Source organism: Haloarcula sp. CBA1122 (assembly GCF_009741785.1).
Lineage (GTDB): Archaea > Halobacteriota > Halobacteria > Halobacteriales > Haloarculaceae > Haloarcula > Haloarcula hispanica.
Genome location: NZ_WPCB01000013.1, coordinates 70,265 through 83,687, shown reverse-complemented (window position 1 = coordinate 83,687; position 13,423 = coordinate 70,265). Strand labels below are relative to the sequence as shown.

The window sequence follows — 13,423 nt, the reverse complement described above, 5'->3', positions numbered from 1 at the left end:
TGCAGGGCGACGCGACCCGCCTTCCGCTCGCTGCCGGGGCCGTTGACCTCGCGGTGTACGTCGCGACGCTGCATCACCTCCCGTCACAGGCCGCCCGTCGCGCCAGTCTGGACGAACTGGCCCGCGTCCTCGCGCCGGGCGCTCGGGCGCTCGTCAGCGCGTGGAGCACGGCCCACGACCGCTTCGACGCCGACCCCGACGCGGACGAGGGCTTTGACACGACCGTCGACTGGACGCTCCCCGGCGGCGAGACGGTCCCGCGGTTCTACCACATCTACGCGCCGGCCGAGTTCGAGCGCGATGTCGCCGACAGCGACCTCCGGCTCGTCTCGATGGAGCTGTCAAGCGGCAACTGTTACGGGGTCGTCGAGCCAGAAGGGAAACGCACTTAATTGCCTTCCATCTATGGATGTGTACGTTCGCACTCGGGCGAAACACAGTCCATCTGGTCTGTGTCCGCACGAGTGAGTGGCGGTGGTGAGCAAATCCAACGGATTTGCGAACGACGCCGCGCGCGAACGCAGTGAGAGCGCGACGGTGGCGAGCGATTCCAGCGGAATCGCGAGGCACGCCGCGAAGACGCGAAGCGATGCGCGGCGGTGGTCTAGTGGTAGGACCTGAGCCTTCCAAGCTCATGGCCCGGGTTCAAATCCCGGTCGCCGCATCCTGCGAGGAACGGACGTGACGAGCGGATGCTGTACGGAGGGATTTGAATCACGCGAGACGAGTGCAACGAGTCTCGCCATCGGGTTCAAATCCCGGTCGCCGCATTTTGCTGCGAGTCCAGCCGCGAGCAGCAAATGCTGTACAGAGTGATTTGAACTACGGAAATCCGACCGACAGCGAGGATTTGCAGTCGAGTTCAAATCCCGGTCGCCGCATTCTACAGCAACAAAAACGGCCAGCCGAGGCGTTATCAGGCGTTTTGAACGTCGCCGAGGTCTCTCAGCCGCCTTTGAAGCCAACTGACGCCGTCACTCCGGTTCGACCGCAGCCTGCTCGAACTCTTGCCAGTCGTCGCCCATCCATTCCTGCAGGCGGTCGGTGACGCCGGCGAAGTCCTCGCCGTCTTCGAAGGATTCGACGACGACCCAGCCGTCGCCGTCGCGGTCGTAGCCGAGGCTGTAGCCGCGGTCGCCGTCGATGATGACGACGAACGCGGCCACCACGTCGAGGTCGGGGAAGAACCCGACTGGCGCGAACCCGTAGTCGTCGTGCTGGGCTTCGAGGGCCGAGATCTCGCTCGTCGAGAGCGGTCTGTCCGGCAGCGAGTCCGTCAGTTCGGTCATTACGTCGCAGTCGTGGGGAGAGGACTGAAAGCGTTTCGAGCGGGGCGCGGCCGGGGGACCTCAAAGTGTGAGGCAGACATAACTTCGGCCAACATTGAAGTATTATCATGACTTTTGTTAACATGGAGCTTCCTACGCTCCCGGCGGGAACGACCGTCGTACCATCCGGGATTGGCATCGGCGGACGATCATCGCCGGTGGAGACTGGCCACTCCACCGGCCACGTATCGCTTTGGAACTAACGGCAGACGGAGCAGCTGACACCTCACCCCCACCCCCACCACTTTCCCTGCTCCCGTTTTTCGAGGTGGTTTCGATACAGTAGTCCAAACGTTGACCTGATAGGGCCGGCGAGGGCCGGTGGGGTTTTCTGCCAGTACGTGTAGCGTCGGATATGGACGCCGCGCGGCTCCCTGGAACCAGCGGACCCGAGCAAATAGTCGCGCACGTCGACATGGACTGTTTCTACGCCGCCTGCGAGCAGCGGCGCGAGCCGGCACTCAGAGGCGAACCGCTCGTCGTGGGGATGGGCTACGAGAACGGCGCGACACACGGGGCCGTCGCGACAGCGAGCTACGAGGCCCGGGCGTACGGTGTCGAGTCGGCGATGGCGATCTCTGAGGCGCTGGAACGGCTCCCACGGAAGGTCGACGCTGTCGACGACCCGGCCCTCGATGTCGAGGACGCCGGGTTCTACCGCCCGGTCGAGATGGACTTCTACGAGTCCGTCGCCGCGGATGTCCGGGACATCCTCCATGCAGAAGCGGACGTCGTCCGCGAGGTGAGCATCGACGAGGCGTATCTGGATGTGACCGAACAGGTCTCCTGGGAGACCGTCGAGTCGTGGGCACAAGACCTGAAAGACACCATCGAATCGGAGGTGGGCGTGGCGGCGAGCGTCGGCGTCGCGCCGACGATGAGCGCCGCGAAGGTGGCCAGCGACCGCGACAAGCCGGACGGCCTAATCGTCGTCGAACCCGGGGCTGTCCGAGAGTTCTTCGATGACCTCCCCGTCGAGGACGTCCACGGCGTCGGCCCGGTCACCGCCAGGGAACTCGCCTCGCTCGATATCGAAACCGCGGGCGATCTGGCGGCTGCTGACCCGGAACTGCTTGCCGAGCGCTTCGGCGAGCGTGGCCGCGAGATACGCCGCTACGCCCGCGGCGAGGACGAGCGGTCGGTGACACCGAAAGGCGACCCCAAGAGCCTCTCGCGGGAGTCCGCGTTCACCGAAGCGACGGCCGAGATGGAGGCCAAGTGTCGACAGGTTCGCACCCTCGCCGACGCTGTCGCCGACCGTGCACAGCGAAAGGGCGCGCGCTACCAGACCATCGGCATCAAGGTCGTGACGCCGCCGTTCGACGTGAACACGCGTGCCCGGTCGCTCCCCGGCCCGGTCGAGGAGCCCGACCTTGTCAGGCGCGTCGCGCTCGACCTGCTCGGCGAGTTCGACGACGACCCGGTTCGGAAGGTCGGTGTCCGCGTCTCGAACCTTGATTTCTCGGCCGGCGAGCAGGCCAATCTGGACGGGTTCGGCGGTGGCTCCGGAACCGAGGAGACGACCGATAGCTCCGTCGCCGACAACAGCTCGGAGACGGCTAAAGAACAGGACGAGGAAGGACAGGTCGGTCTCGGAACGTTCGGTGAGAGCGAGGCTGCCGGAGATACGATGGACGAAGATGGAGGCCTCGCTGACACTCACATTTCACTCCCGCCCGGCCAGACCACGCTCGCGGATTTCTAGTTAGGCGACACCGTGTTCCAGATTCTCCAGCAGTTTCCCGACGAACAGACCTGCTCGCGGAGAAATAGTGTCGTCTGCTGGGACTGCTGTCGGATGCGCGGCCAGCGTGTCGACGAACCGCTGGCTGTGGGTCATCGCGTGTAACATATCGACTACGTCGACCACCAGTCCTTCGTCGCTGGTGTCCATCCCGGCGTAGCGCTCTTTCTCTGCCTCGGAGTAGGTGATCGTCCAGGCCGGGCCGCCGGCAGCCGCGACGATGTCTTCGAGCGGTGCCACTTCGAGTGGACCGTCGTCACTCCCGACGTACACCGTTCCGTCCTCGACGAACGTCTCGTACCTGTCCATGGACAGCCCCAGCCGAACGAGTGTGTCAAGGTGTCCCACCACAATAGCCGTTACCCCGTCTCGGGCTGACTGGCACCGCTCACGGTCCGTTTCGCGTTCGCATCCCGTCGTACCCGGGACACTGTCGGTCAGCACAACCGGTTTACAACTGTCGTTTGTCAGGGAAGATATGGTCGAGTTCGGACCACGCGACCGCGAGGCGGTCTACAAGTCCATCTACTCGCGACGGGACATTAGACGATTTGCCGCGGACTCCGTTCCCGAGGACGTACTGACACGGGTCCTTGATGCTGCACACAACGCGCCCAGCGTCGGGTTCTCGCAACCGTGGGATTTCGTCGTGATCGAGGACGAGCAGACGAAATCAGCGGTCGCAGCGATTGCCGAACGGGCGATAGCCGCCGCACGCGAAGGCTACGAGGAGCCGCGCAAATCGGATTTCGGCCAGTTGAAACTGGAGGGGATAACCGATGCCCCGGTGAATATCTGTGTTACCTGTGACCCCACTCGCGCTGCGCCACACGTTCTCGGCCGGAACACGATGCGGCGAATGGACGTCTATTCGACGTGTCTCGCCGTACAGAACCTCTGGCTCGCTGCCCGTGCCGAGGGCATCGGTGTCGGCTGGGTCTCGTTTCTGTATCCCCACGAACTCCGTGCGGTGCTGAACATTCCACACCACGTTCAGCCTGTGGCCTACCTCTGTGTCGGCTACCCCGAAGACGGCTTCCCTGCTGAACCGGTACTGCAACGGGAAGGCTGGCGTAATCGCATCGACAGAACGGAACTGGTCCATTACGACGAGTGGGACCCCAGTCGGACGCCCGAAACGAAGTCATAGCGGCGTCGGTAACCGAAGCCCCGTCGGTAGCACACGAGAATTTGAAGCCCGAGCGAGCGAAACCTCGGACTGGCTTCGAACTGCTTGCTGCGTCCAGACCTGTTCCACAGCTGATGGGCGTCTGACGGAGAGTTATGGGGCCTGCGCGTCTCATTCGTGACAGAAACGCATGGCAGAGACCGAACAGATAACTGTCGCGACGACGAGCGCAGGGCCGGGTGGGACCGGGGAGCCGGGCGAGACCGTCAATCTCCCGGTAGTGGAACTGCTGACCGGCCGGGGATTCATCACCGGCAAGAGCGGGTCAGGGAAATCCAACACGGCGAGTGTCATCGCCGAGAAGCTGCTGGACAACGGGTTCGGTCTGCTCATCGTCGATATCGACGGCGAGTACTACGGCCTGAAAGAGGAGTACGAGATCCTCCACGTCGGCGGTGACGAGGAGTGCGACATTCAGGTCACGGAAGACCACGCCGGCAAGATCGCCTCGCTGGCGCTGGAACAGAACGTCCCTATCATTCTGGATATCTCGTCGTTCCTCGACGAGGAGGAGGCAGAGACGCTACTGACCGAGGTCGCCAAGCAACTGTTCGCGAAGGCGAAAAAGCAGAAACAGCCGTTCCTGATGCTCGTCGAGGAGTGCCACGAGTGGATGCCAGAAAAGGGGTCGATGGGCGAGGTCGGGAAGATGCTCATCAAGATCGGGAAGCGTGGCCGGAAACACGGACTGGGAATCGTCGGCATCAGCCAGCGCCCGGCCGACGTGAAGAAAGACTACATCACCCAGTGTGACTGGCTCGTCTGGCACCGCCTGACCTGGAACAACGACACGAAAGTGGTCGGGCGTATCCTCGACAACAAGTACGCCGACGCCGTCGAAGACCTGGACGACGGGGAAGCGTTCATGATGAACGACTGGGCCGAGCAGGTCAGCCGGGTCCAGTTCCACCGCAAACAGACGTTCGACGCCGGCGCGACGCCCGGCCTCGACGACTTCGAGCGCCCGGAACTCAAGTCCGTCAGCGACGACCTCGTCTCCGAACTGGAGACCATCAGCGAGGAACAGCAGGCGACGGAGAACCGCATCAAGGAACTCCGCGAGGAACTGGACAAGAAGAATTCCCGCATCGCCGAACTGGAAGCGGAACTGCAGGACGCCCGGGACCTCTCGCGGATGGCCGAGCAGTTCACCGAGGCGATGCTGAACCAGGCCGACGACTACAACCCCGGCCGGACGGCACAGGAGGAGATGCGCCGCCAGCGCGAACGGTTCGCCGAGCAACCCACGTCGGACGGCGACGCAGACACCAACAGTGAGGCGGACACTGACAGTCCCGACGAGCAGTCTCCGGAACCGGACGAGACGGCCGACGCCACGTCCGGCGGCGGGTTCGGCGACGCGTTCAGTGCCTTTGCCGAGGACGGGGCCGCGATGAACGGCGGCAGCGCCAGTGACGGTGCGGAGACGAACGGTAGCAGTGCGGACGCCGGAGCAGCGATGAACGGCAGCACCAGCGATGACTCAGCGACGAATGCCAGCACTGCGGACGCCGAACCGGTGTCGAACGGTCACGCCGACAACGCTGCTGCGGCGACGAACGGGGCCAGCGCGGACACCGGTGCGGTAGCCGTGCCAGCGAACGACCACACCGAATCGGACGGCGCTACTGAGGCTGATGACGAGGACCTGAGAGCAGCCATCGCCGAAGCCGTCGAAGCCGAGGAGTCGAACGGGGCAACTGGCTCCGCTAACGACGAGTCTACATCCGACTCCGAGGGGCCCGCCGTCTACGGCGACTTGCGAGCCGACATCGAGGAGTTGGACCGCAAGACCCGGCGGATGCTCGCGTACTACCGCGAGCAGGGCCCTGGAACGCCGCTGAACGCCCACTTCTCGGCCGGCGGCTCCGGCGACCGGACGGCGGCCTACGCGCGAAACAGGGAACTCCGGCTCCGCGAACTGGTCGAACACGTCGGCCGCGGGAAGTACGATTCCCGGCTTGCGGCGCTGGTTCGAGAAGAGAGCGACCGCCGACTCGACGACGATGAGGTAGAGTCGGTCGTCTCCCGACTCGAATCGGCGTTTCTGGACGGCAGCGGCGACTGAAAAGTCAGTACCGCGATAACGGCTGTTTTACAGCAACGGTTCGACGAGGTCCTCGAGCGCCGCCCGCGGGTCGTCGGCCTTCGCGACGCCGCTTGCCAGCAGGACGCCGGTCGCGCCGAGGTCGCTCGCGGAGACGAGGTCTTCGCCGGTCGAGATCCCCGCACCACAGAGCACGTCCACGTCGCCGTTGACGCGGGCGGCGGCGTCGACCGCGCCGGTCACGATGTCCGGGTCGGCCTTGCTGACGGGCGTGCCGGTGCCGATGAGTTCCGGCGGCTCGACGGCGACGCCGTCGGGGTCGAGCGCGGCGGCCGCGCCGATCTGTGCGGGGTTGTTCGCACAGACGATGGTTTCGAGGTCCGCGCGGTCGGCGGCGTCGAGCGCACCGTCGATGTCCGCGAGCTTGAGTCGGTTCTCGGAGTGGTTCAGGAGGGTCCCGACGGCCCCGGCGTCCGCGGCGGCCTCGGCGAGTGTACTGCCGGTGTGACTGCCGTGCTCGACGGCGCTGACGTGCTGGGCCCACGTCTCGACGCCGGTTTCCGCGACAGCGCCGATCTGTGCGGCCTGTGGCGCGACGGCGACGCGAACGCCGGAATCGTCGCTGACGTCCGCAGCGGCGGTCGCTACTTCGACTGGGTCACACGGGTACGCCTTCAGATTGACAAGGACGAACATACGAAACGCACCGGCTGCTGTCGGGAAATAGGTTGCGAAGCCGCCGTTTGGCGTGCCTACTACTGCGCCGTCGTTCCATCTCGGTCCACCGCTCGGGGATGACAATTATTACGCTTCGGCCGAGACAAGAAACGAGACAAGCCGTGACAGCAGGGGATGACGACACACCGACCGTTCTGATAGTTGAAGACGAGCAGCATCTGGCCGATCTGTACACCGATTATTTATCCGACCAGTATCACGTTCAGACGGCCTACAGCGGCGAGGAAGGACTGGAACTGCTGTCGCCCGACATCGACGTGGTGCTGCTCGACCGCCGGATGCCGGTCGTCTCCGGCAACGAAGTGCTCGCACAGATCGAGGAAAAAGGCCTTCGATGCCGCGTCGCGATGGTCACCGCTATCGACCCCGACTTCGACATCATCGAGATGCGCGTCGACGACTACCTCGTCAAACCCGTTACTCGCGACGACCTCCAAGAGGTTGTCGACCGACTGTACAAGATCCGGGAGTACAACGACAGACTCCGGACACTCACGTCGAAAAAGCTCAAGCGCAACGTCCTCCGCGTCGAGAAGACCGACCGGGAACTGCAGGACAGCGACCGGTATCAGGAACTTCAGGACGAGATCGAGCGTATCTCGTCGAACGTCGAGTCGCTCGCGGACGAACTCGACGTAGAGAAAGACGACCTCCAGTTGTAACCTAGTCCTTCCGCTTCACGACGTCGCCGAGCGTGTACTCGCCGTCGCTGCTGCCGCCGGACCACTCGGTCTCGTCGGCGCTACCGCCAGCGCTCAGGGAGATCTCGAGCGCGCTTTCGAGTTTCTTCTGGACGTCGTCGCTGGGCAGGGAGTTACCCTGTTCGAGCTTCCGGATCAGGCTCGCCTTCTCGTTGAGTTGCTTGGCGAGTTCCTCCTGGCTGAGTCCCTGGGACTCCCGGCCCTTGCGGATCCGGTCGTGGTAATCCTGTGCGATCTCGTCCATCTCGTCGAACATATCTCGACGGCGGCCACCGGACCCGCCACCACCCGAGGAACTCGACGAGGAGGACGAACTCGACGACGATGACGAGGAGGACGACGTCGAGTACTTCGTCGACGTAGACGACGTCTCCTCCGTCTTGACCTCCGTGCCGAAGTCGGTACACTCGTCACAGACGTCGAGTTCGGCTCCCTCGATTTTGACGCGGTTCGGAGACGAAACCTCCGTCCCGCACATCTCGCACTGAACCATACCGACGGCTTGGACGGGGCGCGGTTTGAATGTTGCCCTGCGCACGCTGGCGCGGGGAATCCTGTTCTCACGTAGACAGGCTTCCTGTTTCGATGACGTGACTTGCAGACATTCGCTGAAGATCAGCGGTGTCCGTAGCGGTCACAGTCTCCACAGGCGTTGATTCGGGCCATCCCAGCCCTAGTTCAGAAAACCCCCTTTGCAAGACGTTCATCGCTGCATTCGCATCCCTATCTGTCTCAAACCCACATGATGGACAGGAGTGTTCCCGGACCCAGATGGACTTCGATGACTCCACACCACACACCGCACATTCTTTTGTCGTCCCTGCCGCTTCGACCTGCACAACGTGCGTACCGTACACATCGCCCTTGTATTCAAGCAAAGTGATAAACTGTCGCCACGCCGCATCCTGCTTGTTCCGACCGTTTCCATCCGCTCGAAGCATACTCTGAACGTTCAAGTCCTCCACAAACACGGCATCGTACTCCTTGACGAGCCACGTCGTTATTTTGTGCTGGTAGTCCAGTACTTTCCGGTGGATGTCGCGTTTGGCCTTCGCCACTTCGACTCGCTGATTCTCGTAGTTGTTCGACCCATGTTCTTTCCGCGAGAGTTTGCGGTGCGCACGTCGGAGTCGTTCGTATTCGCCTTCGAGGTCGAGCCAATCCACGGTCTTCCCGTCGCTGGTATGGATGTAGTTCAAGATGCCGAGGTCAATACCCACGCTGTTGCTCGGGTTGAGTGAGTCCACATCGGGCTTCTCGGGCAAGTTAGCGTCGTCGATTTCCAACCCAAAGGAAACGAACCACTCACCGGTAGTCTCTTTCTTGAACGTGGCTTCCTTTATTGAGGAATCAGCAGGGATTGGACGGGAGTACCGTATTTTGACCCATCCGACTTTGCTGAAGCGAACGTACGCAAACCCGTCTTGGCCCCTCTTTTCATCGAGGTCGAAACCAGACTGGTTGTACGTCACGCTCCGGTAATCGGTAGGTGCTTGCCGTTTGAGACGACCAACGGTGTGCCCGTTCTCTTTTTGTTTACGAAGGTTCGAGAGGTTTCGGTGGAAGCGGGCAACGGTAGCTTGCGCGGCTTTCGAATACGTTTCCGCGAACACTGGCCATTTTTGCTTCCACTCAGGGAGTTTGTTGTTCTGGTCGAACTCACTCGGCTTAGCATCCACGGGGCTGTTCGTGTAGTCCCATCGGACGTGGTTGTATAGTTGGCGATGAATATCTACCTGATGTTCCAGTTCGTCCGCTACCCCTTCTGTCGGATAGGCACGGTAGCGGTAACTGTGTTCCATCGCTATCCTTGATTGTCGACATGTTTATTTAATGGTTTGTGACATGGAGTTTCGGCTTCATCCCCGTTCATGGTGTGTCGGGGGATTCGCCACGCTGATCAGTATAAATAGTGCACTGGTCGTTCTCAGCGGGATGCCGGTCCGTCAATTGCTGAGCCGATGTTCAGTCGAGCGCCCGCATCGCGTGATAGAACCGCTGAGCGGCGGTGACGTGGCCGACAACGGCGAACACGACCAGCAGCCAACCGACCAGCGACAGGCCGGCCAGTGCGTTCGGGACGAACGCCGCGACGCCCGTGACCACACCGACAAGTGCAAGCCGGTCAGCGCGACCGAGCAGGCCACCGTACACGCGGTCGAGGCCGACCGCCTGCGCCTGGGTCCCGAGATAGGAAGTCATCAAAACGCCGGTGACGGCGGCGATGCCCAGTTCCCACTGGCTCACGCCGGCGGCGAGGCCGACGATGATACCGATGTCGGCGTAGCGGTCGAGCACATGGTCGAGCAGGTCGCCGCCGGAGGAGGCGACGTTCAGTTCCCGCGCGAGCGCGCCGTCCACGAGGTCGAGCCAGCCGTTCAGGAAGACGAGGACAGCTCCGCCGAGATACAGCAGGGGTTCCCGCGCCGCGACGGCGTACACCCCGCCCGCTCCGAGGGCCAGCAGGAACGCGATGACGCTGACACCGTTCGGGGAGAGGCCGGCAACCTTGGCGGCGCTGACGAACGGGCCGAGCGCGCGGTCGGCCAGCGGGCGGAACTTATCGAGCGTCATAGCCAGTCGATGTAGGAGACGGTGCCCGCACTGGGCTCGCGCTCGCCGTCCACGACGGCCCGGATTTCGCTCGCCACCGCGTCGGGGTCCCGGTCCGTCGTCTCGATTTCGTACACCGATTCCATGCCGTGCTCCTCGACGGCTTCTCCGAGGATGACATCGAGCGCTTCCGACTCCGCGTTCTCGTAGGCCTTCGAATCGTCGTCGCCGCGCTCTCGAAGCCGCTCGACGATTGTCTCGGGGTGCGCTCGCAGCACAATCACCCGGTCGGCGGCGAAATGATGCGCGAGGTGGGATTCGAACAGCACGTCGTCGCGGCCGTCGAGCCACTCGGACAATTTGTCCAGGTCCGCGACGAGGCTCCCGCGGTCCTCGTCGATGCCCGTCGAGAACCCCTCCTCTTTGATGACGTCGTTGAGGTGTAGAACGTCGAGGTCAGTGTCGAGGCGCTCCGTCGCCGTGGTCTTGCCCGTGCCCGGCGTCCCGGTGACAGCGACTCTCACGCCTCGACCACCTCGATGACTTCGTTCAGTACCGAGACGGCGCGCTCCGTGTCTTCGCGTGTCCCGCAGGTGATGCGGATACACTCGGGCAGCCCGAACGAGGAGCAATCGCGGATGATGACGCCCCGCTCCTGGGCGGCGTCCGCGACGGCCGACGCGTCGCCGACCTCCGCGAGAATGAAGTTCCCGGCGCTGTCCCAGGTCGGCGAGTCGAGTTCCTCGGAGAGGTACTCCCGAGCCCACGCGGCGGTGTCGACGGAGCGCTCGACGTGGTCGTCGTCGTCAAGCGCCGCCAGCCCGGCGCGACAGGCGAGTTCGCTGGCCGAAAACGGCGTGTTGATACGTGCGTAGGCGTCGGCCCAGTCCTCGGGAACGACCGCGTAGCCGAGTCGAATCCCTGCAAGTCCGTACGCCTTCGAGAACGTACGCAGGAGCGCGACGTCGTCACGGTCGTCGAGTAACGGCCGCTTGCTCGGCCGGTCGGAGAACTCCCCGTAGGCCTCGTCCACGACGACGAGGGTCTGTTCGTCGGTCTCCTCGGCAATCGTCCGGACCGCGTCGGTCGAAAACTCCGCGCCAGTCGGGTTGTGCGGACTGGTGAGGTAGACGATGCGCTCGCCGTCGTAGTCCTTCAGGACGGTGTCGGCGGTCTGAGCGAAGTCGTCGGCCTTCGAGAGCGTGTACTCGTTGACCTCGCCGTGGTGATAGCGGGCGCTCATCGCGTAGTACGCGAAGCCCGGCGACGGGACGAGCACGTCCTGCCCGGGGTCGAGCATGGCTCGGGCGAGGCAGTCCAGCGCGCCGTCGCCGCCGTTGCTCAGCCACACCTGTTCGGGCGTCACGTCCCACATGGCCGCCAGTTCGTCGACGAGGTCGGCGTGGGAAGCCTTCGGATAGGAGTGCATCCGCTCGGCCGACCCGCGAATCGCTTCGACGGCGTCCGGACTTGGCCCGTACATGTTCTCGTTCGACGCTAGCTTCACCATGTCGCCCGGGTCGAGACCGAGTTCCCGGGCGACCTCCTCGATACCGCGACCTGCCCGATAGACAGTGTGAGCGGAGAGGTCCCGTGGTTCCATGGCTGTGCAAAACGGACGGGGCGGCTTAAGCGTGCTCACATCGGGCGTGGCCGTGGCTCCCCAGCCAGACCCGTAGAAATACGCTGGTGGGCTCCCGTGTGAAACCCGTCGAGGACGGGTAAGGCACGGAATAGCACGCTCCCCACCGAAGCCCTGTCAGTCAGTGGTAATGAGCGTTACGGTGATCCACCGTGCAGCCCCGGGACGCCGCCCCCACCGAAAACGGTAACACACCATAGGCCCTGATAGCGTGCAATGCCGCTTCTCATCGATATTCGGAAACTCACGCTCATCACCAGACTCATTCAGGACGGGGCTGAGCAGGTCGCCGACTCGCTGGCGACACTGGCCGGCGTCGACGCCGCCGTCGAGATCAAGAGCCTCTCGTTCGTCCAGCCGGAGGACATCGCCACCGAAATGGGCGGCGGGACCATCTACAGCGCTCGCGTCCGGCTGACAGAGCCGCCCTACGGCGTCTTCCTGATGACGTTCGAGACCGAGACGGCCGCCGAAATCGCGGAGCTGATGACCGGTTCCAGCGTCGACGACGGGTTCACACAGCTCCACGAGTCCGCGCTCCAGGAGATGTGTAACATCCTCACCTCGGGCTTCATCGACGGCATCGCGAACACGCTGAACGCGACCATCAATATGGGGACGCCGACGGTCGTACAGGACGACGCGACCGAGATCGCCGACAAGGCGCTCTCCCATGTCCGCCGGGACTCGCTGACTATCGTGCTCGACTCGCTCGTCGACATCAAGGAGAGCGATGTGGCGTTCTCGCTCCGCATCTTCCTCATCCCCGACCCCGGCTCGTTCGTCCACCTCATCGACCAGCTGGACTACGACACCGACCGGGAAACGCACATCTCTGCCGACACCGACGCGGTCAAAGAACTCGATATGTCAGGTGACGCGGACGCGCTCGATGCCTTCGATTCCTCGGAGTAACCACACCGAACCCACGACGTTGAAGAGGGTCGCGTCCAACCGCCGCATATGAGTGTCGTAAACGCGGCTGTCTTCGGGGTTCACCTGATATTCGCCGCGCTGTGGGCTGGCACCGTGTTGTTCATGACTTACGCCGTCCTCCCGACGGCGCTGAACGGCGACTCCTCGCCGGGACCGCTGTTGGCGATTACCGGGAAGCTCAAGACGGTGTCACGGGCGAGCGCACTGCTCCTGTTTCTGACGGGCGGGCATCTGGCAGCGACCCGCTACACCGCCGAGTCGCTGACGGGGACCGGGCGCGGCCACCTCGTCATCACGATGATCGTCCTGTGGTTCATCCTGGCCGGCCTCGTCGAAGTCGGGGCCTCGAAGCTCAGTGACGGCTTCAATCAGCAGAAGGTGCGCGAACCGGCCCGGAACGCACGCCCGTTCCTGCTGGGAGCGTCCGTTGTGTCGATTCTCCTCCTGCTCGACGCCGGCGCGATTCTCGGCCTGTACTGAACGGCCGGCATATCGGTTGCCGATCGCTGTGCAGACAGACCTGTATCAGCAGATACAAATCACCA

15 protein-coding genes and 1 tRNA gene are annotated in these 13,423 nt (G+C 63.4%); 8 read left to right on the top strand and 8 right to left on the bottom strand.

The genetic code is table 11. The annotated features are described in order from the left end of the window. Both GJ630_RS07475 and GJ630_RS07470 read left to right on the top strand, forming a co-directional pair. A partial coding sequence (locus tag GJ630_RS07475) for a class I SAM-dependent methyltransferase (RefSeq protein ID WP_191449644.1) occupies window positions 1–392 on the top strand: 392 nt, incomplete at its 5' end. Window positions 393–593: 201 nt separating this feature from the next. After that, window positions 594–664: transfer RNA gene (locus GJ630_RS07470), tRNA-Gly, on the top strand. 310 nt (window positions 665–974) lie between these two features. On the opposite strand, the gene GJ630_RS07465 is transcribed toward GJ630_RS07470, so the two are convergent. Then, window positions 975–1,289 carry a hypothetical protein gene (locus GJ630_RS07465; RefSeq protein ID WP_014039998.1) on the bottom strand — a complete coding sequence of 105 codons (315 nt, stop codon included), beginning with the start codon at window positions 1,287–1,289 and terminating at the stop codon, window positions 975–977. Window positions 1,290–1,683: 394 nt separating this feature from the next. Between GJ630_RS07465 and dinB the strand changes: the two genes are divergently transcribed. Next, window positions 1,684–3,033: a DNA polymerase IV gene (gene dinB, locus GJ630_RS07460; protein WP_191449643.1), complete on the top strand. Its 1,350-nt coding sequence runs from the start codon at window positions 1,684–1,686 to the stop codon at window positions 3,031–3,033. Here dinB and GJ630_RS07455 read toward each other — a convergent pair whose 3' ends face one another. Continuing rightward, window positions 3,034–3,381: a hypothetical protein gene (locus tag GJ630_RS07455; RefSeq protein ID WP_044952195.1), complete on the bottom strand. Its 348-nt coding sequence runs from the start codon at window positions 3,379–3,381 to the stop codon at window positions 3,034–3,036. It lies immediately after the preceding gene. 169 nt (window positions 3,382–3,550) lie between these two features. On the opposite strand from GJ630_RS07455, the gene bluB reads away from it, so the two are divergent. Then, complete coding sequence (bluB, locus tag GJ630_RS07450) at window positions 3,551–4,222, top strand: 5,6-dimethylbenzimidazole synthase (protein ID WP_014040001.1); 672 nt, start codon at window positions 3,551–3,553, stop codon at window positions 4,220–4,222. Between the two features lie 169 nt (window positions 4,223–4,391). Beyond that, window positions 4,392–6,329 carry a helicase HerA domain-containing protein gene (locus GJ630_RS07445; protein ID WP_191449642.1) on the top strand — a complete coding sequence of 646 codons (1,938 nt, stop codon included), beginning with the start codon at window positions 4,392–4,394 and terminating at the stop codon, window positions 6,327–6,329. A 27-nt stretch (window positions 6,330–6,356) separates the two neighbouring features. Here GJ630_RS07445 and tpiA read toward each other — a convergent pair whose 3' ends face one another. Then, window positions 6,357–7,004 (bottom strand): triose-phosphate isomerase, encoded by a 648-nt coding sequence (tpiA, locus tag GJ630_RS07440; RefSeq protein WP_004515640.1) that lies wholly within the window; start codon window positions 7,002–7,004, stop codon window positions 6,357–6,359. Window positions 7,005–7,102: 98 nt separating this feature from the next. Here tpiA and GJ630_RS07435 point away from each other — a divergent pair, with 98 nt between their 5' ends. After that, window positions 7,103–7,708 carry a response regulator gene (locus tag GJ630_RS07435; protein WP_023843197.1) on the top strand — a complete coding sequence of 202 codons (606 nt, stop codon included), beginning with the start codon at window positions 7,103–7,105 and terminating at the stop codon, window positions 7,706–7,708. 1 nt (window position 7,709) lies between these two features. Here the strand turns inward: GJ630_RS07435 and GJ630_RS07430 are convergent, their stop codons facing one another. The 5 genes from GJ630_RS07430 to hisC form a co-directional block, all read right to left on the bottom strand. Beyond that, window positions 7,710–8,240: a multiprotein bridging factor aMBF1 gene (locus GJ630_RS07430; protein ID WP_023843198.1), complete on the bottom strand. Its 531-nt coding sequence runs from the start codon at window positions 8,238–8,240 to the stop codon at window positions 7,710–7,712. A 67-nt stretch (window positions 8,241–8,307) separates the two neighbouring features. Next, the gene (locus GJ630_RS07425; protein ID WP_050037808.1) at window positions 8,308–9,549 is read right to left on the bottom strand and encodes an RNA-guided endonuclease TnpB family protein; all 1,242 of its coding nucleotides are present in this window, start codon (window positions 9,547–9,549) and stop codon (window positions 8,308–8,310) included. Window positions 9,550–9,712: 163 nt separating this feature from the next. Beyond that, window positions 9,713–10,321 carry a CDP-alcohol phosphatidyltransferase family protein gene (locus tag GJ630_RS07420; protein WP_014040007.1) on the bottom strand — a complete coding sequence of 203 codons (609 nt, stop codon included), beginning with the start codon at window positions 10,319–10,321 and terminating at the stop codon, window positions 9,713–9,715. Then, the gene (locus tag GJ630_RS07415) at window positions 10,318–10,824 is read right to left on the bottom strand and encodes an adenylate kinase family protein (protein ID WP_146417385.1); all 507 of its coding nucleotides are present in this window, start codon (window positions 10,822–10,824) and stop codon (window positions 10,318–10,320) included. Before GJ630_RS07415 ends, GJ630_RS07420 begins: the two co-directional genes overlap by 4 nt. Continuing rightward, window positions 10,821–11,903, bottom strand: a complete 1,083-nt coding sequence (gene hisC, locus GJ630_RS07410; protein WP_191449641.1) for a histidinol-phosphate transaminase — start codon at window positions 11,901–11,903, stop codon at window positions 10,821–10,823. Before hisC ends, GJ630_RS07415 begins: the two co-directional genes overlap by 4 nt. A 255-nt stretch (window positions 11,904–12,158) precedes the next feature. On the opposite strand from hisC, the gene GJ630_RS07405 reads away from it, so the two are divergent. Together GJ630_RS07405 and GJ630_RS07400 are read left to right on the top strand one after the other, a co-directional pair. Continuing rightward, window positions 12,159–12,857 carry a chemotaxis protein CheC gene (locus tag GJ630_RS07405; RefSeq protein ID WP_050037812.1) on the top strand — a complete coding sequence of 233 codons (699 nt, stop codon included), beginning with the start codon at window positions 12,159–12,161 and terminating at the stop codon, window positions 12,855–12,857. Window positions 12,858–12,905: 48 nt separating this feature from the next. Beyond that, window positions 12,906–13,358 (top strand): hypothetical protein, encoded by a 453-nt coding sequence (locus GJ630_RS07400; protein WP_008309881.1) that lies wholly within the window; start codon window positions 12,906–12,908, stop codon window positions 13,356–13,358. Window positions 13,359–13,423 lie beyond the last annotated feature (65 nt).